This window comes from Mycobacterium neumannii (assembly GCF_048452905.1).
Taxonomy (GTDB): domain Bacteria; phylum Actinomycetota; class Actinomycetes; order Mycobacteriales; family Mycobacteriaceae; genus Mycobacterium; species Mycobacterium neumannii_B.
This window is the reverse complement of record NZ_JBCGVF010000008.1, coordinates 367753-389740: the sequence shown is the minus strand read 5'-3', so window position 1 is coordinate 389740 and position 21988 is coordinate 367753. Positions and strand designations below refer to the sequence as shown.

Annotated in this window: 20 protein-coding genes; 8 read left to right on the top strand and 12 right to left on the bottom strand. The window is 67.4% G+C overall.

What is annotated here, in order from left to right; all coding sequences use genetic code 11:
* Window positions 1-41: 41 nt before the first annotated feature.
* Genes AAHH99_RS24665 through AAHH99_RS24655 form a run of 3 tightly spaced genes read left to right on the top strand, consistent with a single transcriptional unit; the run spans window position 42 to window position 4689 of the window.
* Window positions 42-917: a TIGR03619 family F420-dependent LLM class oxidoreductase gene (locus tag AAHH99_RS24665; RefSeq protein ID WP_418771061.1), complete on the top strand. Its 876-nt coding sequence runs from the start codon at window positions 42-44 to the stop codon at window positions 915-917.
* Window positions 914-3220 (top strand): CoA transferase, encoded by a 2307-nt coding sequence (locus AAHH99_RS24660; RefSeq protein WP_418771060.1) that lies wholly within the window; start codon window positions 914-916, stop codon window positions 3218-3220. Before AAHH99_RS24665 ends, AAHH99_RS24660 begins: the two co-directional genes overlap by 4 nt.
* Window positions 3220-4689 carry an acetyl-CoA acetyltransferase gene (locus AAHH99_RS24655; protein WP_418771059.1) on the top strand — a complete coding sequence of 490 codons (1470 nt, stop codon included), beginning with the start codon at window positions 3220-3222 and terminating at the stop codon, window positions 4687-4689. The genes AAHH99_RS24660 and AAHH99_RS24655 overlap by 1 nt, the downstream gene beginning before the upstream one ends.
* A 23-nt stretch (window positions 4690-4712) precedes the next feature.
* Here the strand turns inward: AAHH99_RS24655 and AAHH99_RS24650 are convergent, their stop codons facing one another.
* The 8 genes from AAHH99_RS24650 to AAHH99_RS24615 form a co-directional block, all read right to left on the bottom strand.
* Window positions 4713-5510 (bottom strand): SDR family NAD(P)-dependent oxidoreductase, encoded by a 798-nt coding sequence (locus AAHH99_RS24650; RefSeq protein ID WP_418771058.1) that lies wholly within the window; start codon window positions 5508-5510, stop codon window positions 4713-4715.
* Between the two features lie 21 nt (window positions 5511-5531).
* On the bottom strand, window positions 5532-6101 hold the full coding sequence (locus tag AAHH99_RS24645; protein ID WP_418771057.1) for a hypothetical protein: 570 nt from the start codon (window positions 6099-6101) through the stop codon (window positions 5532-5534).
* A gap of 72 nt (window positions 6102-6173) precedes the next feature.
* Entirely contained in the window at window positions 6174-6902 is a 729-nt protein-coding gene (locus AAHH99_RS24640) for a DUF72 domain-containing protein (RefSeq protein WP_418771056.1), read from the bottom strand.
* Between the two features lie 4 nt (window positions 6903-6906).
* On the bottom strand, window positions 6907-7554 hold the full coding sequence (locus AAHH99_RS24635) for an endonuclease (protein ID WP_418771055.1): 648 nt from the start codon (window positions 7552-7554) through the stop codon (window positions 6907-6909).
* Window positions 7535-7906 carry a TfoX/Sxy family protein gene (locus AAHH99_RS24630; protein ID WP_418771054.1) on the bottom strand — a complete coding sequence of 124 codons (372 nt, stop codon included), beginning with the start codon at window positions 7904-7906 and terminating at the stop codon, window positions 7535-7537. Before AAHH99_RS24630 ends, AAHH99_RS24635 begins: the two co-directional genes overlap by 20 nt.
* Window positions 7907-7975: 69 nt before the next feature.
* On the bottom strand, window positions 7976-10300 hold the full coding sequence (lon, locus tag AAHH99_RS24625; protein WP_418771053.1) for an endopeptidase La: 2325 nt from the start codon (window positions 10298-10300) through the stop codon (window positions 7976-7978).
* A 168-nt stretch (window positions 10301-10468) separates the two neighbouring features.
* Window positions 10469-11473: an esterase family protein gene (locus AAHH99_RS24620; RefSeq protein WP_418771052.1), complete on the bottom strand. Its 1005-nt coding sequence runs from the start codon at window positions 11471-11473 to the stop codon at window positions 10469-10471.
* 193 nt (window positions 11474-11666) lie between these two features.
* Complete coding sequence (locus AAHH99_RS24615) at window positions 11667-12923, bottom strand: alpha-hydroxy acid oxidase (RefSeq protein WP_418771129.1); 1257 nt, start codon at window positions 12921-12923, stop codon at window positions 11667-11669.
* A gap of 76 nt (window positions 12924-12999) precedes the next feature.
* Here AAHH99_RS24615 and AAHH99_RS24610 point away from each other — a divergent pair, with 76 nt between their 5' ends.
* Window positions 13000-13461, top strand: a complete 462-nt coding sequence (locus tag AAHH99_RS24610; RefSeq protein WP_418771051.1) for a DUF1810 domain-containing protein — start codon at window positions 13000-13002, stop codon at window positions 13459-13461.
* Here the strand turns inward: AAHH99_RS24610 and AAHH99_RS24605 are convergent.
* From AAHH99_RS24605 to AAHH99_RS24595, 3 genes are read right to left on the bottom strand one after another with little or no spacing between them, the layout of a single operon-like run.
* Complete coding sequence (locus tag AAHH99_RS24605) at window positions 13445-14749, bottom strand: alpha-amylase family protein (protein WP_418771050.1); 1305 nt, start codon at window positions 14747-14749, stop codon at window positions 13445-13447. The two genes, AAHH99_RS24610 and AAHH99_RS24605, sit on opposite strands and share 17 nt — an antisense overlap.
* Window positions 14746-15225 (bottom strand): nucleoside deaminase, encoded by a 480-nt coding sequence (locus AAHH99_RS24600; RefSeq protein WP_418771049.1) that lies wholly within the window; start codon window positions 15223-15225, stop codon window positions 14746-14748. Before AAHH99_RS24600 ends, AAHH99_RS24605 begins: the two co-directional genes overlap by 4 nt.
* A gap of 17 nt (window positions 15226-15242) precedes the next feature.
* Complete coding sequence (locus tag AAHH99_RS24595; RefSeq protein WP_418771048.1) at window positions 15243-16925, bottom strand: tetratricopeptide repeat protein; 1683 nt, start codon at window positions 16923-16925, stop codon at window positions 15243-15245.
* A gap of 162 nt (window positions 16926-17087) precedes the next feature.
* On the opposite strand from AAHH99_RS24595, the gene AAHH99_RS24590 reads away from it, so the two are divergent.
* A complete protein-coding gene (locus AAHH99_RS24590; RefSeq protein ID WP_418771047.1) occupies window positions 17088-17714 on the top strand; it encodes a PaaI family thioesterase in 627 nt (208 codons plus the stop codon).
* Here the strand turns inward: AAHH99_RS24590 and AAHH99_RS24585 are convergent.
* The gene (locus AAHH99_RS24585) at window positions 17686-19674 is read right to left on the bottom strand and encodes an FUSC family protein (RefSeq protein WP_418771046.1); all 1989 of its coding nucleotides are present in this window, start codon (window positions 19672-19674) and stop codon (window positions 17686-17688) included. The genes AAHH99_RS24590 and AAHH99_RS24585 overlap by 29 nt on opposite strands.
* A 382-nt stretch (window positions 19675-20056) precedes the next feature.
* Here AAHH99_RS24585 and AAHH99_RS24580 point away from each other — a divergent pair, with 382 nt between their 5' ends.
* The 3 genes from AAHH99_RS24580 to AAHH99_RS24570 are packed head-to-tail and all read left to right on the top strand — an operon-like array spanning window position 20057 to window position 21962.
* Entirely contained in the window at window positions 20057-20893 is an 837-nt protein-coding gene (locus AAHH99_RS24580; protein WP_418771045.1) for an SH3-like domain-containing protein, read from the top strand.
* Window positions 20890-21597, top strand: coding sequence for a thiocyanate hydrolase subunit gamma (scnC, locus tag AAHH99_RS24575; protein WP_418771044.1), 708 nt, complete (start codon window positions 20890-20892; stop codon window positions 21595-21597). Before AAHH99_RS24580 ends, scnC begins: the two co-directional genes overlap by 4 nt.
* A complete protein-coding gene (locus AAHH99_RS24570; RefSeq protein ID WP_418771043.1) occupies window positions 21594-21962 on the top strand; it encodes a thiocyanate hydrolase in 369 nt (122 codons plus the stop codon). Before scnC ends, AAHH99_RS24570 begins: the two co-directional genes overlap by 4 nt.
* Window positions 21963-21988 lie beyond the last annotated feature (26 nt).

Genomic DNA, 21988 nt, shown 5'->3' with positions numbered 1-21988 from the left:
TGTACCCGATGCGCGTGAAGCTACCCATTAGCCTGTCTGGCGTGTTGGGATTCGCAGTGCCGCAGTTCGGGGTATCGGCCCAGGCGGACCTCGCGCGCTTCGCGGCCAGCGCCGAAAGCCTCGGTGCGGACAGCCTCTGGGTGGGCGACCGCTTGTTGACCGCGGTGCACCCCAGCGTCGGCTACGCGGGTCAAGACACCATTCCCGAACAGTTCCGCGCCGGCCTGGACCCGTTCATCGCGTTGGCGGTGGTGGCCGCCGCGACGTCGCGCGTCCGGTTGGGTAGCAGCGTGTTCGTCGCACCGTGGTACCCGCCGGTGCAGCTGGGCCGCCAGCTGACCGCCATCGATGTGGTCAGCGGGGGCAGGCTCGTTCCCGGTTTCGGGATCGGGTGGTCGCCGGAGGAGTTCTTTGCCGCCGGCGCCCCGTTCCGCGCCCGCGGCGCCCAACTGGACGAGGTTCTCGATGCCCTCGAGCAGCTGTGGACGACGAATCCGGTGGAACACGAAGGCAAGCGGTGGTCGATCCCGTTGTCGTGGGTGGACCTCAAACCGGTCCAGCAACCGCGTCCGCCGATCTATCTCGGCGGGTTCACTCCGGCGAGCCTGCGGCGCATCGGGACGCGCGGCGACGGGTGGCTCCCGGCCGTGCTGGTGCCCGGAGGTGTCATGCCCGAGTTCCTTGCGACGCAGCGCCGCACCATCGACGACGCCGCCCGCGAGGCCGGTCGGGATCCGTCGGCCATACACACCTGTGTGCGCATCAACGTCGCCGGCGGCACACCGATCGATGCGGTCGCCGAGGCGGTGCGGACGCTGACCGACGCCGGTTATCCGGACGTCTTCGTCGACCTGATGTACGTGGCCAACGACACCGACGACCATCTGCGGTGGGTCGAAGGTCTCCTGGCGGCATGAGCGAATTACTGCTGGCATCCGTGCGGGTGCTCGACCTCGGCGGCGCCGAATCCGACGGGGTGAGCCGGCTGTACGCCGACCTCGGAGCCGATGTCCTGAAGATCGAACCGCCCGGTGGGCGGGCCGACCGGCAGGCGCTGCCGACCGTGGCCGGAGCGAGCATTCCGTTCCGCTTGCACAACGCGAACAAGCGGTGTGCGGTTCTGGACCCCGCCAGCCCCGACGGCCGCCGGGCGCTGCGGGATTTGGCGGGCACCGCCGATATCGTCGTCGATGGCGGAAGGCCCGGCGGGGCAGGCCGATTCGGAACATCGTGCGCCGCCCTGGCTCAACAGTTCGGCCACCTCGTCGTGTTATCGGTCACGGACTTCGGCACCGACGGGCCGTTTGCCTCGTGGCGGGCCACCGACCCCGTGTTGTACGCGTTGTCGACGGCACTGTCGCGTACCGGGCCGACGGCCGGCACCCCGGTGCTACCCCCGATCGGACTGGCATCGGGAACCGCTGCGACACAGGCGGCATGGGCGGCGCTGGCCGCCTACTACCACCGGTTACGGACTGGAACAGGCGATTACATCGACTTCTCGCGATTCGAGGCGGTGCTCCAGTCGCTGGATCCGCCGTTCGGATCAGAAGGTCAGGCGGCCGTCGGCGTCAAGAAGACCACCGAGATCTGGCGCGGCAGGCCACGTAACCAGAACATCTATCCGATCTTCGCCTGCAAGGACGGGCATGTACGGATCTGCCTGCTGTCCCCGCGTCAGTGGCGGGGCATGCGCGCCTGGCTGGGTGAACCCGAAGAGTTCGCCGACCCCAAGTTCGACACGATCGCGGCGCGGTATGCGGCATCTCGCGAACTGAACGCCCTGATCGGCGATTTCGTCGCAACCCAGACCATGGACGCTCTGGTCACCGAGGGACAAGAGCAGGGAGTTCCCATCGCGGCCGTGCTCACCCCCACGGAGACGCTGGCCTCCGAGCACTTCCGCGTGGTGGGTGCGCTGACCACCGCCGAGTTCGCCCCGGGCGCGGATGTCGTCGCCCCGGTGGGGCCCTTCGTCGTCGACGGCCGTCATCGCGGCCTGAGGTGGTTGGCCCCCGCTCCCGGCGCTGACGAACCTACCTGGGCCACAACGTCATCGGTGATGGCATGGCAGGGCACGGTCGCGCCGGAGCGTCCTTTCGAGGGGATGCGCATCCTTGACCTCGGCGTCATCGTCGCCGGGGGCGAGCTGGGCAGGTTGTTCGCCGACCTCGGCGCCGAGGTGGTCAAGATCGAGAGCGCCGCCTATCCCGACGGGCTGCGCCAAGCGCCGCCCGGTCAGGTGATGAGCAGGTCCTGGGCGCTGACCCACCGCAACGAGCGGAGTCTGGGGCTCGACCTGCGGACCCCCGCGGGCGCCGACGTGTTTGCCCGCCTGGTCACAGGTGCCGACGCCGTGTTCGCCAACTTCAAGCCGGGAACGCTTGCGTCGCTGGGGTTCTCCTACGACCGTCTGCGGGAGCTGAATCCGCGCATCGTGCTCGCGGAGAGCAGCGCCTTCGGTGCGACCGGTCCCTGGAGCTCGCGCATGGGGTACGGGCCGCTGGTTCGCGCCACCACCGGGGTCACCTCGCTGTGGGCGTCTGCCGACGGCGGCTTCCACGATGCGACGACGATCTTCCCGGACCACGTGTCGGCGCGGCTCACCGCGATCGCCGCACTGGCTGCGCTGATCCGGCGTGACCGAACCGGACAGCCCGCCCACGTACACGTCTCGCAGTCCGAGGCCGCGGTCACCCAACTCGCGACCCGCTACGTCACCGAGTCCGCGCGTGCGGCAGGCCTCCCCGTCGTCGACGACACAGCCACGCACGGTGTGTACCCGTGCGCCGGTGACGACGAGTGGTGCGTGATCTCGCTGTGCTCCGAGAATGACCACGCCGCACTGGAATCGGCCACCGGCGGCGTCGACACCGCGGAATGGACCCGCACCCGCGACAAGACCGCGGTGGCACGCACCCTGCAGGACGCCGGGATCGCCGCCGCGCCGATGAACCGTGCCGTCGATGTTCCGGCCGATCCGCAGGTGCGTTACCGAAAGCTGTACTCCGACATGGAGCATCCGCTGTTCGATACGCCCATGCTCACCGAGACGGGACCGGCGCCGTACACGAACATCCCTCCCGCCCTGCTGACGCCCGCGCCGATGCCGGGGGAGCAGACCAGAGAGATCTGCCGGCAGATCCTCGACATCTCCGCCGGAGAGACCGATCGGCTCATCGCCGACGGCACGCTCTTCGCATACCGAGAAAGGCCGTGATGGAAGACAGGACGCCGGTTTTGGTCGGCTACGGACAAGTCAACCAGCGCGACGAGAACCCCGACGTTTCGCCGATCGACCTGATGGTCGCGGCCGCGCGCCAAGCAGCGGACCCCAGGGTCCTCGAGGCAGCCGACTCGGTTCGGGTGGTCAATCTTCTTTCGTGGCGGTACCGCGATCCGGGATTGCTTCTCGCGCTACGCCTCCACGCCGACAACGCCGCGACCCGCTATACCGGGGTCGGCGGTAATACGCCGCAGTCGCTGGTCAACGAGGCGTGCCGAGACATCCAGAGCGGTCGGGCCGAGGTGGTTCTGATCGCGGGCGGTGAGACCTGGCGCACCCGAAGCCGGCTGCGCGCCAAGGGCGTGCGGCCGGACTGGCCGCGCCAGAACGAATCCGTCCCGATGGCCGAGGGCGCCGACGAAGGGGTCCCGATGGCCGGGCCCGCCGAAATCAAGATCAGCCTGGACCGGCCTGCCTACGTCTACCCGATGTTCGAGCAAGCCCTGCGTATCGCTGCGGGCGAGTCCGACGAGGAGCACCGACGCCGGATCGGTGAGCTGTGGGCACAATTCAGTGCGGTCGCCGCCGGCAACCCGCACGCGTGGGTCCGAGACGCGGTGCCGGCCGAGCAGATCTGGCAGGCCGGACCGGGCAACCGGATGATCAGCTGGCCCTATCCGAAGCTGATGAACTCCAACAACATGGTCGACCAGGCCGCGGTGCTGGTGCTCACCTCGGCCGAGAAGGCCACGCATCTGCAGATCACCCGAGACCGTTGGGTGTTCCCGTACTCGGGCACCGACTCGCACGACACCTACGCGATCGGCGAGCGCGCGGAGTTCTACACGTCCCCTGCCATCCGGATCGGGGGGCGGCGGGCCCTGGAGTTGGCCGAGGTCGGTATCGACGATGTCGGGCTCGTCGACGTCTACTCGTGCTTCCCTTCGGCGGTTCAGGTGGCTGCCAATGAGCTCGGCCTCCCGATCGCAGACCCCGCGAGACCGCTGACGGTGACCGGCGGGCTGACCTTCGCGGGCGGACCGTGGAACAACTACGTGACCCACTCGATCGCGACCATGGCCGAACGGCTCGTCGCCGCCCCCGGCCAGCTCGGGTTGATCACCGCCAACGGCGGATACCTCACCAAGCACAGCTTCGGCATCTACGGCACCGAGCCGCCGCCGCATGAGTTTCGTTGGGAGGACGTGCAATCGGAGGTCGACCGCGAGTCGACCCGAACGGCGCTCGTGGACTGGGCCGGGGTGGGCACCGTGGAGACGTGGACGACGCCGTTCGACCGCGAGGGCTCACCGGAGAAGGCGTTCCTCGCGGTTCGTACCCCCGACGACGAGCGGGTGCTGGCGGTCATCCCAGATGCGGCGGGGGCGGCGGCGACGGTCGACGAGGACATCGCGGGCGCGAAGGTCCAGGTCAATCCGGACGGAACGGCCGCGTTGCTGTAGACGGTACGGCCGCGTTGCTGTAGTCAGTCGAGGTCTGCCAATAGCGCGTCGACGCGCTGGCGGGCCGCCTTCGCCGCATCCGGGCCGACGACGGCATGGACCCGGCCCGCCTCCACCGCGGCGATCGCGGCATCGGCGACCACGGCGGGGCTGATACCGCCGCGCATCGCGTCGTCGTCGCGGTCGTTGGGGACGCTGACCGCCCCGGGCGGGGTCAGGCCCGCCGAGTTGGGCCCGAGAGGCGTGTCCACCATCCCCGGGCACAGCACGGTGGCACCCATATCGCTTGAGACGGAGCGCAGTTCGATGTCGAGCGTCTCCGTCAATCCGACGACGGCGTGCATGGTCGCGTTGTACGGCCCGAGGTGGGGCAGCGGGATGAGCCCGCCCGCGGACGCGGTGTTGAGGAAGTGCCCGGACCGTTGCGCGATGAACAGGGGAGTGAAGGTTTTCACCCCGTGTACCACACCCATCAGCTTGACGTCGATGAGCCACCGCCACGTCTCGATCCGCTGCTCCCACACCGGCGTCTGTTCGCACACCACCCCGGCGTTGTTGCACACCAGATCGACGCGTCCGAAGCGGTCCAAGGTGTGCGCCGCCAGCGCATCGACATCGGCCGCGTCACGCACGTCGATGCGTACCCCGGTCGCTGCCCCCTGCTGACCGGACAGTGCGTCGATCGCTTCGGGTATCGCGTCCTCACGGATGTCGGCGATCACCACGTCGACGCCGCGACGCACCAGATGCGTGGCGAGCGCCAAACCGATTCCACTGGTTCCGCCGGTGACGACGGCGACCTTTCCGGGCTCGATCCTCATGCGGGCCTGCCTTCCTCGTCCCTACGGTGCGTTGGCGGGCACCTCGGTGTATCGCGGCTGAAAACCCTCGGGGGCGAAGGTGAATCCCTTGCCCGTCACCTCGCTCATGCACGAGACGCCCGCGTCCTGCACGTTGCAACGGAACCCGGCGACAGCCAGGATCCGATTGAACTCCAGCACCTTCGCGTCGTCGAGGACGAACTGCGGCTGTTCGAATGCCGCGAAGCGGGGTTCACCCTCGCGTTCGACGGTGATCGCGTTCGGCGCGACCTGCTCGCCGGCGCCGTTGTCCACCGTGTCCGGTTCGCCGGTGATGTTCATGCTGGACAGCGGAGAGGCGGCCGACTGGCAGCCCGCCTTGTCACGCGGTACGACGGCGCACGCCCAGCGTCCACTCGGCGTGGTGAAGAAGTACACGGCCGACCCGTCCGGATGCGCGACGTAGTCGAATGCGTCGACCAGGTGTGCGCTGTTCGGTGGGGGGGGAGGCGGTTCGGAGGTCGTGGAGGTCGGCGACGCCACGAACGGTTCGTCGGTGGTGACAATCCGCTCGGCCGAGCAACCCGCGGCCAGGATCGCGACGGCCGACATCAGACATAGGACACGCATCTCGGGTCCCAAGCGTGCCGGAACCGGTTTTCGTCCGCGCAGCGGGGTGGCGGATCAGCCGGCCAGCATCGCCTTGAGCGTCTGCGCGTTCCAGACCGCGTGCCCACCCAGGTCGTTGTTGAAATAGACCAGGGTCCGTCTGCCTTCGCTCTCCCAAGCCGAGATCCGGTCGGCCCAGCGCCGCAACGCGTCGTTGGGGTAGGAACCCGCGTACATCGAATCCTGGTCGGGGCCGTGCATCCGCACATAGACCAGCTCGCTGGTCGCCCGCGGAACACAGCGCAGACCCGCACCGCTCATCACCACGTAGGCGGCGCCATGGCGCTCCAGCAACGTGTAGACGGCCGGGTCGTCCCACGACGGATGCCGCAACTCCATCGCCACCGGAATGTGATCGGGCATGAGCTTGAGGAAGTGCTCCAAGCGGGCGTCGTCGCGCTCGAGTTCCGGGTGCAGTTGCACGAGCAATGCTTCGCTGCGGTCGCCGAGCAACTCCCAGCACCGGTCGAAGCGTTCGACCCACGGCTCCGGCTCCCGCAGCCGGCGGTAGTGCGTGAGTCCGCGCTGGGCCTTCACCGACATCGTGAACCCGTCGGGCAGCCGCTGTCGCCAACCGGCGAACGCGCTGTCCTTCGGCCAGCGGTAGAAGCTGGCGTTCAGTTCGACCGTATCGAACTCCTCGACGTAGCGGGCCAGCCGTTTGGCCGTCGGCAGTCCCGCCGGATACAGGACGTCCTTCCAATGGTCATACGACCACCCGGAGGTGCCGATCCGGATCACCATCGCGTCATTCCCGCGCCATGACGGCGTTACGCAGGTCGTCGTCGAGCGACACCTTGACCAAGGCGCCGGCGAGCTTTGCACACTTTCGCGGCGCCAGCGCGGCGAGCTCGTCGCTGGCACTTGGCAATCCGAGCTTGCGCGCCGTACTGCTGGCGCGCGCGTCGAAGTAGGGGCGGATCCATGTCCAGGTGTCCTGGACCTCCCGCAGGAAGATGTCGGCACCGGTGTCGCCGATACCCTTGAATCCCTTGAGCGAACGCGTCAGCGCGGTCGCGTCGTGATCCTCGGTCCCATCGAGATTGCGTAGATCCCCACCGTGTTCGTCGACAACGCTCTTGGAAATATCGGTGAGCCTGGTCGCCGAGCTTTCGTCGTACCGAACGTAGTGAGCACGGCCGAAGGCGCGAATCATTTCGGCGCGGTCGGCGTCGAGGACGGCCTTGGGGGTGCGCAGACCCGCGCGGAACAACTCCCGCGCGGCTTCGACCGCGATCGAGGCATCGATCGGTTTGCTCGACAGCATGCACAGGGTCAGCAGCTGAAAGAGCGGCATCGGCTTGTCCGCCAACCGGATACCGGCGTCTTCGGCGTAGGTCGTGCCCGCCTGCTCGAGGAGGCGCTTGACCAGCTTCTTACGTGCTGCGGCGTCCACGTCGGCTGGCGTACCCGCGCTGTTTCGGAGGCAAACTCCTGGCGAAATCGACACCACGGATGACCCACGGCCGCAGTTGCCGCGTGGTCCTGACGCCGTCGGCGGTGATCAGCACCCACCCGCGCATCTCGCGGTCTGCCATCATCATTGGCTCGACGAACCGGCGCGACAGCAACTTCGGGTACTCGTCGAGCGCCACCCGGACCATCAGACCGCCGGTCCCGCTGACGGCGACCGCCATATGGCCGTCGACCAGAAAGGCCAGCCCGCCGAACATGGCCTTCTCCTCGACTCCTTGTTCACCGCTGAGCAGTTCACGAATGCGGTGAGCCAGGTCCTCGTCGTACGCCATGCGACGACGGTAACGCTCAGGGTCGTGACCTGCGATCGATCGATCACGACCCCGAGCGCGGTCCTGTGGTCAGGCGGCCGCGGTCGCCGCCACCTCTGCGGGCTGCAGAGCCTGCGCGACGATGTCGGCGACATCGGTCATCGGCTTGACCTCCAGCGCGTCGAGCACGTCGGCGGGGACGTCATCCAGGTCGGGCTCGTTGCGCTGCGGGATGAAAACCGTTGACAGTCCGGCCCGTTGCGCCGCCAGCAGCTTCTGCTTGACGCCGCCGATGGGCAGCACTCGACCGTTCAGCGTGACCTCGCCGGTCATCCCGACGTCCGCACGGACCTGGCGGCCGGTGGCCATCGACACCAGCGCGGTGACCATCGTCACGCCCGCCGACGGACCGTCCTTCGGCACGGCGCCCGCGGGCACGTGCACGTGGATGCGGCGATCCAGCGCCTTGGGGTCGACGCCCAACTGCTCGGCGTGCGAGCGCACGTAGGACAGCGCAATCTGCGCGGACTCCTTCATGACCTCGCCCAATTGCCCGGTCAGTTGCAACCCGGGCTCACCGTCGGTCGCCCCGGCCTCGATGTAGAGCACATCGCCGCCGAGGCCGGTGACCGCCAACCCGGTGGCCACCCCCGGAACCGCCGTGCGCTCGGCCGATTCCGGCAGGAAGCGCGGACGACCCAGGTACTCAACGAGATCCGGCTCGTCGATGGTGAGGGTGGTGATGTCGCCGGCAGCCAGCTTCGTCGTCACCTTGCGCAGCGCCTTGGCCAGCAGCCGCTCGAACTGACGCACCCCCGGCTCGCGGGTGTAGTCCGCGGCGATCTTGCGCAACGCCGCCTCGGTCACGATCACCTCGTCCTCGGTCAGCGCCGCCCGCTCGCGCTGCCGGGGCAGCAGGAAGTCGCGGGCGATGGCGACCTTGTCGTCCTCGGTGTAGCCATCGATCTGCACCAATTCCATGCGGTCCAGCAGGGCCGACGGTATGTTCTCGATGACGTTGGCCGTCGCCAGGAACACCACATCGGACAGGTCCAGATCCAGGTCCAGGTAGTGGTCGCGGAACGTGTGGTTCTGCGCCGGGTCCAAGACCTCCAGCAGCGCCGCCGCGGGGTCCCCGCGGAAGTCGGAGCCGACCTTGTCGATTTCGTCGAGCAGCACCACAGGGTTCATCGAACCGGCCTCGCCGATGGCACGCACGATGCGGCCGGGCAGCGCACCGACATAGGTGCGTCGGTGGCCGCGGATCTCGGCCTCGTCGCGCACGCCACCGAGGGCGACGCGAACGAACTTGCGGCCCAACGCGCGTGCGACGCTCTCACCCAGCGAGGTCTTGCCGACACCGGGCGGACCGGCCAGCACCATCACCGCGCCCGAACCGCGGCCGCCGACGACCCGCAAGCCGCGCTGGGCGCGGCGCGCCCGCACGGCCAGGTACTCGACGATGCGGTCTTTGACGTCTTCGAGGCCGTGGTGGTCGGCGTCCAGGATCTCCCGCGCCGTCTTCAGGTCGGTGGAGTCCTCGGTGTGGACGTTCCACGGCAGGTCGAGCACGGTGTCCAGCCAGGTGCGGATCCAACCGCTCTCCGGGCTCTGGTCGCTCGCGCGCTCGAGCTTGCCGACTTCGCGCAGCGCGGTCTCGCGCACCTTCTCGGGCAGGTCCGCCGCCTCGACACGGGCCCGGTAGTCATCAGAAGACCCCGTGCCGTCGTCATCTCCCAATTCCTTGCGGATGGCGTTGAGCTGCTGGCGCAGCAGGAATTCCTTCTGCGTCTTCTCCATGCCCTCGCGCACGTCTTCGGCGATCTTCTCGTTGACCTCGACCTCGGCCAGCTGAGCACCAGTCCACTCGATCAGCGCACGCAGCCGTTCGGCCACGTCCGGCGTCTCGAGCAGCTGACGCTTCTGAACCTGGGTCAGGTACGACGCATAACCCGCGGTGTCGGCCAGCGCCGACGGATCGGAGAGCTGGTTGACGAAATCGATGATCTGCCAGGCCTCACGCCGCTGCAGCATCGCCAGCAGCAGCTTCTTGTACTCGGCCGCGAGCTTGGAGGCCTCCTCGGTCACCTCGGATTCGTCGACCACAGTCACCTCGACCCACAGCGCCGCGCCGGGTCCGGTGGCCCCGGTGCCGATGTGGGCACGGCTCTCGCCCCGCACCACCGCGGCGGGTCCACCGACCATGCGCCCGATCTGCACGATCGAAGCCAGCACCCCGTGCGAGGGATAACGGTCCTCGAGGCGGGGAGCGATCAGCAGTTCTCCGGACTCGCTCGCGCGCGCGGCGTCGACCGCGGCGCGCGCGGCCTCGTCGAGCTCGATCGGCACCACCATCCCGGGCAGCACGATCGACTCGCTCAGGAACAAGACCGGAACAGTCTTGGCTTCAGCCATCAATCCTCCAAAGTTTGAGTCTGTTGCGCTCAACCTTGGGATGGGCTGATTTGTTCCCTCACCCGTCGCGCGGTGTACGCGCACCGCGAAACACCCCCGAGACGGCAGGGAGCCTGCCGTTCGGGGTAAACGGCAGGCTCCCTGTGTGGGTGGATCTACGCGGTGCGGTTACGCACTGGCCTGTGCACCCAGCACCCGCTGGATGTCAGGCTTCATCATCTCCAGCTGCTGACCCCAGTAGCCCCAGCTGTGAGTCCCCTGTGCCGGGAAGTTGAACACCCCGTTGGTGCCACCCGCCGCGACATAGTTGTCCTTGAAGGTGACGTTGGTCCGCAACGTGAAGCCTTCGAGGAACTGGGCCGCCATCAGGTTCTGGCCGGCCGCGCCGCCATCGAGATCCGACGGCGTACCGGTGCCGCAGTAGATCCAGATGCGGGTGTTGTTTGCCACCAACTGGTTGATGTTGATCATCGGGTCGTTGCGCTTCCACGCCGGATCCGATGACGGACCCCACATACTCTCGGCGTTGTACCCGCCCGCGTCTTGCATCGCGAGACCGATCAGCATCGGCCACCAGCCCTCGGACGGGTTGAGGAAGCCCGACAGCGAAGCGGCGTAGATGAACTTCTGCGGGTGGTAGATCGCGTACGTCAGCGCGCTGCTGCCGGCCATCGAAATACCCACCACGGCATTGCCGTTCTGCGACACGCCCCTGTTGGCTTCCAGCCACGCCGGGAGTTCCTGGGTCAGGAACGTCTCCCACTTGTAGGTGTAGTCCTGGCCGTTACCCCGCGACGGCTGGTACCAGTCGGTGTAGAAGCTCGACTGTCCGCCGACCGGCATGACCACCGAGAGCCCGGACTGGTAGTACCACTCGAAGGCCGGGGTGTTGATGTCCCAACCGTTGAAGTCGTCCTGGGCACGCAGGCCGTCGAGCAGATACACCGCATGCGGCCCACCGCCCTGGAACTGGACCTTGATATTGCGGTTCATCGCGGGGGAGAACACGTCGAGATACTCGACGGGTAACCCGGGCCGCGAGAACGCTCCGGCAGTGGCCGAACCCCCGGCGAAGCCGATCAGCCCGGGCAGCGCCGCCACGGTGAACGCCGCCACCGCCATTCGGCGAAACAGTTTTGTACCGGTACCCCGGCACCTCTCCAGAATCTTCATAACGGCAACCAACCCACCTTTCATCGCTTCCACAAGCAATTGCCGTTTGCTGTGCGTGGGTAATGAAACACGTACTCGCGCCGCTAATGTCGACCCGACATGCGGTTGCCACATCGCGGTTGGCTAACGATTACGACTCAGCGGGGACTCACGACCACCGAAAACCGGCTGTGACCTGTGTGGCCAGAGTGACTCAGGCGAAATCGCGCGGCGGGTCCGCCATGCCGGGCCGCAGCCGGTGCAGCTGCGTGACGTGCCGCGGGCCGAGCTCGCTCAGCGACCTCACCCCGAGTAGCTGCATTGTCCGGCTGACCTGCTGCGAAAGGATCTCGACGGCCCGGTCGACACCCGCCTCGCCGCCGGCCATGAGCCCGTATAGGTAGGCGCGACCCACCAGCACGAAGCGTGCACCGAGCGCAATCGCAGCGACGATGTCGGCGCCGGACATCACCCCGGTGTCCAGCAGAATCTCGGTGGTGTCGCCGAGCTCGGCGGCGACACTGGGCAGCAGATGGAACGGCACCGGCGCGCGGTCGAGTTGGCGGCCACCGTGATTGGACAGCACGATGCCGTCCACTCCCAGTTCGGCGACGGCCCTGGCGTCGTCGAGCGTCTGAATTCCCTTGACCACCAACTTGTTCGGCCACTGCTTCTTGATCCACACCAGATCGTCGAAGTTCACTGTGGGATCGAACATGGTGTCGAGATACTCGGCAACGGTGCCCGGCCATCGGTCCAGCGACGCAAAAGACAACGGTTCTGTGGTGAGTAGGTCGAACCACCACCGCGCGTGGGGAATGGCGTCGAGCACCGTTCGCAGCGTCAGCGTCGGCGGGATCGACATGCCGTTGCGGGTGTCGCGGTGGCGCGCCCCGGCGACCGGCACGTCGACGGTGGCGAGCAGCGTGTCATACCCCGCGGCGGCGGCCCGTTCGACGAGGGCCATCGACCGGTCCCGGTCCTTCCACATGTACAGCTGAAACCAGTTGCGTCCGTGCGGGTTGGCCTGTTTGACATCTTCGATCGAGGCGGTGCCCAGCGTCGAGAGTGCGAACGGGATGCCGGCCCGCGCGGCGGCGCGGGCGCCTGCGTTCTCGCCCGCGGTGTGCATCAGCCGGGTGAAGCCGGTGGGCGCGATGCCGAACGGTTGCGCGACGGGCCCGCCGAGCACCGTCGCACTGGTGTCGACGCTCGACACGTCACGCAGGATGGTCGGGTGAAACTCGATGTCGCGGAACGCTTGTCGGGCACGAGCCAGCGACAGCTCGTCCTCGGCGGCGCCGTCGGTGTAGTCGAACGCCGCCTTAGGGGTCCGTCGCTTGGCGATGCGGCGCAGGTCCTCGATCGTCAGCGCCGACGCAAGCCTGCGGTGCGTCGCGTTCAGTTGGGGCTTCTTGAACTGCAACAGCGGCGCCAGGTCCCGCGGATGTGGGATGCGACGGCGCGTCATGTTGGCGCCCCTGTCGGCGTGCCGCTCATAGTCGTCATTGAATCGCACAGGTTAGCTTGTCAGACTGGCCGATGACATGGCTAAAGACAGATCGGCATCCGGCGACCCGTTCGACCTGCAGCGCTTCGTCGACGCCCAGGAACGCGTGTACGCCACGGTGCTCGATGAACTGCGCGCGGGCCGCAAACGCAGCCATTGGATCTGGTTCGTGTTCCCCCAGTTGCGCGGGCTCGGTAGCAGCCCGACCGCGCAGCGGTACGGGATCGGGTCCCTCGCCGAAGCCCGGGCGTACCTCGCCCATGACGTGCTGGGTCCGCGCCTGCGGGAGTGTGCGGACGTGGTCGCCCGCAGTGACCAACCGTCGGCCGACGGCTTGTTCGGGAGGCCGGACAACGTCAAGGTCCGATCGTCGATGACGTTGTTCAGCCGCGCCGCCGACGAGCCCGATGACGAGGCGCTGTTCAACCGCGTGTTGACGAAGTACTACGACGGCGATCCGGACCCGATGACCGTCGAACTCCTCAGCGAGGACCGATGACCAGCCAGCCGTGCGGCGCGACCTCGTAGGTGGTGACGACCTCGGACGGCGGTGCGCCCGAGCCCGCGAGGACCTCAGCCCGATCGAATCCAAGGTCGGGCAGCGAGATGGCCAGCGGTTCGTCGCCAATGTTGAGCGCGACGATCAGCGACTCGGCTCCGGCGCGGCTCTGGTAGATGTACTGGCGGTTGGTCAACAGCAGCGGCGAGGTGCGCGCTGTGTGTAGCCACGCGTGGCGTCGGCGCAACCCGATCAGGAACTTGTGCAACCGGAAGACGTCGACGCCGTGTTCGTCGACGTCGAGCGGGGGAGTCGCGAATTCGGGGCGCACCGCGTCGTCGCCGCCGAAACGTTCCTCTTTGATGCCCTGGAACGCGAACTCGTCGCCGGCGTAGATACTTGGCGTACCACCGGTCGTCATCTGCAGCACCAAGGCGTGGTCGAGGTGGCGGATGTCGTCGAGTTGGCTGGCGATCCGGGTGACATCGTGGTTGCCGATGAAGGTCGTGGGCACGAAGGTGTCCAGAAACTCGTTGTGCCGCACCAGCGCCCAGTCCAGCTCGTGGAAGTTGCCGTCGTTGAGCGCGCTCCACGCGGCCTTCCACAGTTCGTACTGGGTCACCGAGTCGAAGCCGGATTCACGCACCTGGTGCGCGTAGTCGCCGTGGATGATCTCGGCGAGGAAGTACGCATCGGGGAACTGTTCACGAACGCGTGGAAGCACCCGTGCCCAGAACTGGTCGGGGACCGCGTAGGCGGCGTCGAGGCGCCACCCATCGGCGCCGTGCCGCAGCCAGTGCGTCATCACGTCGACGACGTAGTCGGCCACCGCCGGGTTGTCGTGGTCCAGCGCCACGAGGTCGCCGTGCCCCTCGAACACGTCGACGCCGTCGCCTCGAGTGCGCAGCCACTCCGTGTGGGCGAAATGGGTTCCCACATGGTTGAAGACGCCGTCGAGCAGGATCCGAAGTCCGCGGCGCCGTGCCTCTTCGACCACCGTGTCGAAGTCGTCGTCGACGCCGAGTCGCGGGTCGACGTGGAGGTGGTCGGTGGTGTCGTAGCCGTGGGTGCGTGAGGAGAAGATCGGTCCGAGCGCGAGCCCGGACGCGCCGAGTTCGATCGCGTGATCGAGCCAGTCAAGGATGCGCAGCAGCCGATGCTCGTCCGGGCCCGGGGGCGGGTCGGCGGGATGCGCGCCGACGAAACCAAGCGGGTAGACATGCCACCAGATCACGTGCTCGACCCAACCCGGTTCGGAGACCGCCGCGGTGTGCGAGAAATCCGTCATGGCTTGAACTTCGCTTCGTAGAGGGTCTTCATCGCCTCGCTGAACTGCTCGGCGGGCCCGTCCACCTCTATGTCGGGGGCGATCGTGGTGATCGGCAGCGACACCACCGGCGGTGGCAGCGCCCCCCAATCGGCCAGCCATCTTGTCAACTGCTCCGACGACGTGGCATATACGATGCGGCCGAGCCCGACCCAGGCGTGGGCCGCCGAGCACATCGGGCAGTGCTCGCCGGAGGTGTAGACGGTGGCGAGGGCCCGCTCTTGCGGTGTCAGGTTGGCTGCCGCCCAGCGCGCGATCGCGAACTCCGGATGGCGCGTGCGGTCCCCGTCTTTGACGCGGTTGCGGTCCTCGAACAGTGTGCGTCCTGCGTCGTCGACGAGAACGGAGCCGAACGGCTCGTCGCCGCCTTCCAGCGCTTCACGCGCCAGCTCTACGCAGCGGCCGAGGCGGGCGAGATCGTCATCGCTGATGGCCACATGTCGGAGTCTACGGATCAGTCGCAGCAGTCCGGGGGCACGTCCAACCGACAGGCGCAGGACGCGCGGACCGGAACGTCGGCGCGCGCCGCTGCGAGAGTGAGCTGTTGGCCGATGATCGCCGCCTCGGCCTCGCGGCCCAGCCGCTGCAGGCATTCGTGATAACCGTGCAGGCTCCACACGTTGTTCGGATGCTGGCACGGCCGGGGCAGCGTGGGATCGAGACCGAGGTCGGCGGCATAGACCGCAGCGGCCTCCTCGACGCGACCCTGTTCGAGCAGCAGCGCACCGTAGGCGTGACGGGTCGGCTGCATCCAGCCCCAGGGTTCGTCGTACGGCAGCGCATCGTCGAGTTCGATCGCCCCCCGCATATGCGCGAATGCGGCCTCGTAATCTGCTGCACGGTAGGCGATCTCACCGTCAAGCATCTCGGCGGCGATCGCCAGGATGTCGATCACGGTGTTGTTGAACAGGTATCGGCTCTCGGGTATGCGGTCGTACGCTTCGGCGAACGCCTCGCGCTCGGCGCGGGCTTGTTCCGGGTTGCCCGTGGCGGCGTGCGCGACGCCACGCCCGTAGTGGATCGTCGCGACGGTGCTGCAGTACAGCTGCCGGTCCTCGGGCAGGGGTTGGGCTATCAAATCGTCCCAGCGGCCGAACCTCACCATCACGTGGGTGCGCAACGGCACGAACGCCTCGAGCCAGTCAGCCATCGGCGGGGACTCGATCACCAGCAGGTCGGGGCTGAGCTGGGCGGCCAGCTCATCCGCGGCGGCGAACGCGGTGCGTGAATTACCTTCGAACATCGCCGAATACACGACGAAGTGCAGGTTGTGCGCCCGGTACAGGGAATAGAAGTTCAGCGGCCCCTCGTGTTCGACGAACCTTCGGTCCACGAGTATGGCCGCCTGATTGGCCACCACCGAGTCGCGGTAGTTGCCGCACAGCACATCGATGTGGCTGGGCATGTGCTGCAGATGGCCGGCGTCGGGCACCAGATCGCGCAGCAGGTCCGCGGCGGGCAGCGCATCCTGCGGGGCCGCCGACATCTCCATAGTGTGCACGTAGAGGTGCAGGACGCCGGGGTGGTTACGGCCCGCCGCGGTGGCCAACGCATCGTCGAGGATCCGTTTGGCCGCCACCACGCGTGAGCCGGGTGCGGGCTCACCGGTTCTGGTGTCCCACAACGCCCATGCCGTCACGTTCACCAGTGCGTCAGCGGCCAGTGCCTGCACATCGACGTCGTCGGGATAGGCCTGCGCCATCGCCGCCATCGTGTCGGCATACTGCGCGCCACCGGTTTCGAGCGCCTGGGCGTCGTCGGGGTCGTCGGTGGGGAATCGGGTCTGCAGCGCGGTGATCAGGCCACGCTCGACGGGTGATGCACGATGCTCGGCAGCCAGTCGCAACTCCATCCTCGCGCGTGCCAGCGACGCCGCCGCATCGACAGGATCGAAGGCGTCCCAACCCTTGTTGTAGTTCGGCCCGACCGCGTACGCGATGCCCCAGCGGGCGATCCCCAACCCTGGGTCCAGTTCAAGTGCCCGCTCGAAGCAGCGGATGGCTTCCTCGTGGTTGAACGCGTAACTCCACACCATTCCGCGGTCGAACCACAGCTGCGCCTGCGGCGACGGGGTGTCAATCCGCCGGTGATACGACCCGAGGTCGTAGTAGGTCTCGTCGCCGAGCGAGATGCTCATGAACGGCACGATAATTCACCCGCGCAGCTGCCGAGCATCTTCTGGGGCCTCAGCGCACGCCCTTGTACGGTTCCCGGGCTGAGATCCGTACCAGCTTGAGCGCTCGCGCGCAGGCGGACGCGTGATTCGACAACCCACACTGCAACGTGTTCTAGTTCTTGCGTGGTGGAGTTCATCGACATCGGCGATGTGTCCGCAGCGGAGATCGACCGGCTGCGCGGTGTCTACGGCCCTCTCGCCGAATCGGTCCGACAGTTGATCGACGCGACGATCCGCACCGAAGTGGACGCCGACACGGTCGCGGCGATCCGCGAGCAGATCGACGGCGCGACAGCTGCTCTACGGTCACGGCAGATCGACGGACCCTTCGGCGTGCGCTTCACCACCGGCGGCGAGCGGCTGCCGTGGGGGAACCCGGTGATCGGACTGCGCAACCCGATCGCACCACCGTTGACCATCGAGCACGGTGACGACGGAACCGTGTACGCCGACTTCGAACTCGGTGCCGCCTATGAGGGCCCACCGGGACATGTACACGGCGGGATCTCGGCGCTGATCCTGGACCACATCCTCGGCGAGGTCGCCGCCAACTCGATAAATCCCCGGTTCACCGGCACCATCACGCTGCGGTACCTGCGCCCGACGCGCCTCGGGCGTCTGCACGCCGAGGCGATGACCACGAGGTCCGAAGGCATCAAGTCCTATGCGACGGGCTATCTCGCCGACGATGAGGGTGTGACGGTGGAAGCCGAGGGCGTGTTCATCGAGCCGAAGTGGGCTCGCGGATAGCGGCGATCCCCGACAAGGCGCGAGTGATCGTGCCGATCTCGGCGACCAGTACGCGCGCGGCCCCGTTGTCACCGTATAGTCCCTCGGCCTTCTCCCGCACCTGCTGATGGGCGGCGGACACGGCCGCGATGTCGCCCGTCCACGGTGTCCCCGGATTCGGCGGCGCCCCTCGCAGCGCATCGACGAAATCGTCGACAGCGGCGACGAACTCAGGAGTCAACGTGGGTGGCGGCCGGTTCGGCAGGTTGGCCTCCAGCGCGGTGCACGAAATGGTGACCGCGTTCAGCGCGGTGCGGTACGACCGCAGCCACCGGCGCAGCTCGCGGGACTCCATCCGGGTCGCACCCGATGCGGCTTCGAAGCCGGCGCGGGCGCGGTACGCGTGTTGCCACGCCGATGACACCGCGTCGGCCGGACGATCGAGGGGATGGACGTAAGCCCTGACCACCGTTGCGGCGTAATCGATCTCGGTTTTGAGGAGCTCCCCGGCGCGGTGATGCAGCCGGGTCAGCGCGTGGTCGGGCAACGCGACGTGCGCCACGACCGCGAGCCCGCCGCCGACGACGATCGAGAACAACCGGTCCTCGAGCGTCGCACCGGAGGTGATGGCGTCGATTTCGAGGAAGAACACGACGGAAGCAGCCACGGCCGCGCTGGTGGCGATGTATCCCGTCCTGGTCGCGGCATACGTCGCGGCGAGGCCCAGCGTGGCGAGTGCGGCAGCGATCAGACCCGTGGGATGGCCCAGCATCACGATCACCGACGCGACGACGACCCCCGTCGCGATGCCCGCGAGCCGACCGACGCAACGCGTATAGGTGTGGGCGGTCTCCGGCCGCAGCACCATGAGCACGGTCAGCGCGATCCAGTAGCCGTGCGCCACGGGAGCGAGTCGGTCCGCGCAGGCGGCGAGCGCGACCGCCGCCGACAGCCGGACAGCGTGACGGAACAGCGGTGACGTCAAGCTCAAGTGGAAACTGACGGAGGTCAGCGCCCCACGCGCGGGGCTGATCAGGTCGGGCCGATACAGATCGGGAAACCGCAACTCCGCAGCTTCGTGCAGTTGCTGGGAAAGCCGTTTGACGTCAGGGCTTTCCGGCTCGTCCAGTGCGGCCGCCGCGGCATCCAGCCGGACCAGACCGTGCTCGGCGTTACGCCGCGCGACGTGGGTGTGGTCGGCGATCGCGTCGAGGATCTCGGCCGCGGCCGCCAACACCCGGGAGACGTCGCCGCGGTCGCCCGCCGGGGTACCACGCAGCATGCGCAGCGTCGCCATGATCCGTTCAGGCAACCGGTGCCCACCTCGGTACGCCTCGGGTCGCCGGCCCGCCTGTGTGTCGATGAACGCATCGCGCAACGACGGCTTCAACGTCGCACCGGTGGGTACCTCCGCGTCGTGGGCGAGCCGGCGCGCATCCGTGGCCAACGCCCCGTATGCGTCGGCAAGGGCTTCGCGTTGAGTGCGCCATCGCTGCGGCGGCCAGAGCGCGATCAACCCCGCCTGCAGGGCACCGGCGACGATCGTCAGGGCGGTCGGGACGAGAACCGACGACACCGACGGGGGCAGCGGCGGCGCGATCACGAGCAGCGCTCCTCCCGCAGCCGCCACCATGCCCGCGTTGTTCCCGACGGCCCATTGCAAGCCGGCCCCAAAGCACCAGAGCGCCAGCACGACGATGAACACGACGTCGAACGAGGAGAGCAAGGACCCGAGGAAAACGGCCGCGCCCATTTGCACGGCGACGACGAGCACTCGGGCGATCCGCCCGCCGGGACTGTCCTGCAAGGCCACAGCGCCGGCGACCGCGCCCGCACCGGCGGCCCAGACCGCGGCGGCCCCGGAGTCCCACAGCAGCGCGATCGAGGCCACCGCCAGCACCCCGAGCAGGCTCCTGACCACCGCCCACGGTTCGGGCATGGCAGGACGGAGGGCCTCGATGACCCTGCTGCGGGTGCTCACCTACTCATTCTGACCCTTGCGCACGGCATCGAAGGGACATCACACGCGTCAATTTATCGATGTTGCGGGGATGTAACCGGCCACTGCCGCGCAGCCCGGCGGCGGGACCTCAAACTTTATGTGCCACAGCACAAACCAGTTCCCGGCGAGAGCTGATCGAAGTCGTCGATTCACCTGCGCCGGCGCGGGTTCGGCGTTAGAGTCAGCCGACGGGTGGGGCGACAGCATCGGAGGTGCCGGTGGCGCATATCGCTGTCGCGCGCGAATCGACAACCGATGCCGGCCCGCGGTTCCGTATCACGAGCATCCCGCCTCATGAGAATCACCGAGTTGATCCGTGCACGTCGACGGTGGCTCGGCCAGGGCAACGAAGGGAATCGTCATGAGCACCGCGGCCGAGCGAGCAGCACAACTCGATCTGGTGGCCCGGTTGAAATCAGCCTATCCCGAACTACCGGATGCGCCGACGCCGGATCTGCTCGATCACAACCGGATCACCGCATATCTGAAACCCGTTCACGACGTCGGCGGGGAACCGGATGCGCCGATGAAGTACGAGAACAAGCAGTACGAACTCTGGGAGCACATGACCTATGTCATCTGCGAAGTGCTGGCCTGGCGGGGCATCTGGCTTTCCGAGGAGCGCCGCCGAATAGGCAACGTCGATGTGGGCCGAGCCGAATATCTGGGGCTGCCGTACTACGGCCGCTGGCTGTTGGCCGTCGCCCGCGTGCTCGTCGAGAAGCACCACATCGGCCTGACCGAGTTGAGTGAGCGGATGGCAGAGGTCAAGACGCGCTACGAAGGTGGGCTGGCAGGCAAGAAGCTGGAGGCCAAGCCGAAGTTCGAAGGCGACGGAGCAGACGTCAAGCGCAACACCCACCACAAACACGCGGTGGGCAAAGGCGACCCACAGGTCTATGCCGGGCAGGCCGACGAACCGAAGTTCAAGGTCGGCGATGCGGTGGTCGTGCGCGAACTACCGGTGATCTTCTACACCCGCACACCCGAATACGTACGCGGCGCACGCGGCGAGATCGCGACCGTCGCCTACGAAAGCCCGGCGGCAGAGGACGAGACGTGGGACCGTCCTGCCAAACCGGAATGGTTCTACGTCGTGCGGTTCAACATGTCGGAGTTGTGGCACGGCTACACAGGCACCGGCGACGACGTCATACAAACCGAGATTCCCGAGCACTGGTTGGAGGCCGCCTCATGACAGATCACGGTCACGATCACGATCGCACGGTGGCGCCGATGGTCGACGAGATCACCGACTTCGAGGTCCTCGAGATCGCGTTGCGCGAACTGTGCATCGAGAAGGGCATCTTCACTGCCGAGGAGCATCGCCGCTTCACCGAGTTCGCCGAACAGATCGGGCCGACGCCGGCGGCCACGCTGGTCGCCAGAGCGTGGCTGGATCCCGAGTTCAAAGAGCTCGCGCTGGCCGAACCCATGACCGCCAGCAAGGAGGTCGGTGTCGACTGGATGGAGCCGACCGGCTTCGGAACACCGAGCGACTTCACGGCTTTCGAAATTCTCGCCGACACACCCGACGTGCACAACGTGATCGTGTGCGCGCTGTGCTCCTGCTATCCGCGGCCGATCCTGGGCAACTCACCGGAGTGGTACCGCACGCCCAACTACCGCAGGCGGATGGTGCGCTGGCCGCGTCAGGTGCTGGCGGAGTTCGGTTTGTATCTGCCCGACGAGGTGACCGTTCGCGTGCAGGACTCCAATCAGAAGCACCGCTTCATGGTGATGCCCATGCGTCCGGAGGGCACCGAGGATTGGACCGAGGAGCAACTCGCCGAAATCGTCACGCGTGACTGTCTGATCGGCGTCGCCCTGCCCAAGGCGGGTGTCACCACCAACGTCATCACCGACACCCGTCCGGCCGTCCATCCGGCCTCGGAAGCATGAGCGGCACACCGGATCCCGGTATCGAACAGACCACGGTCGCTCCCCTCGAAGAGATCGTCGAACGCAATCAGGTCTGGTCTCGGATGGCGGCGAAGTACGGGGTGGAAAATCCTGTGCCGCCGTGGAAGACGAGCCTGGACGGGCTGTGCGACGCGCTCGACCGGGCGGCGTGCGATGCCGATATCCCGGACTTCAAGGCGCGCCGAGACGAAGAGGACGTGTTGGCGGCGACGCGCTACGCCCAGTTGCCCTATCCCGAGAGCCAACTGGTGGCGCTGGCGCACTCGCTGGTCGCCCGGGGCGTCATCGACGAGAACGAGCTGAGTCAGCGACTGGCCGGCATCCGCGAGCGGTTGGAGACCTGACCGCTGCGACGCGGTAGGTTCCCGTC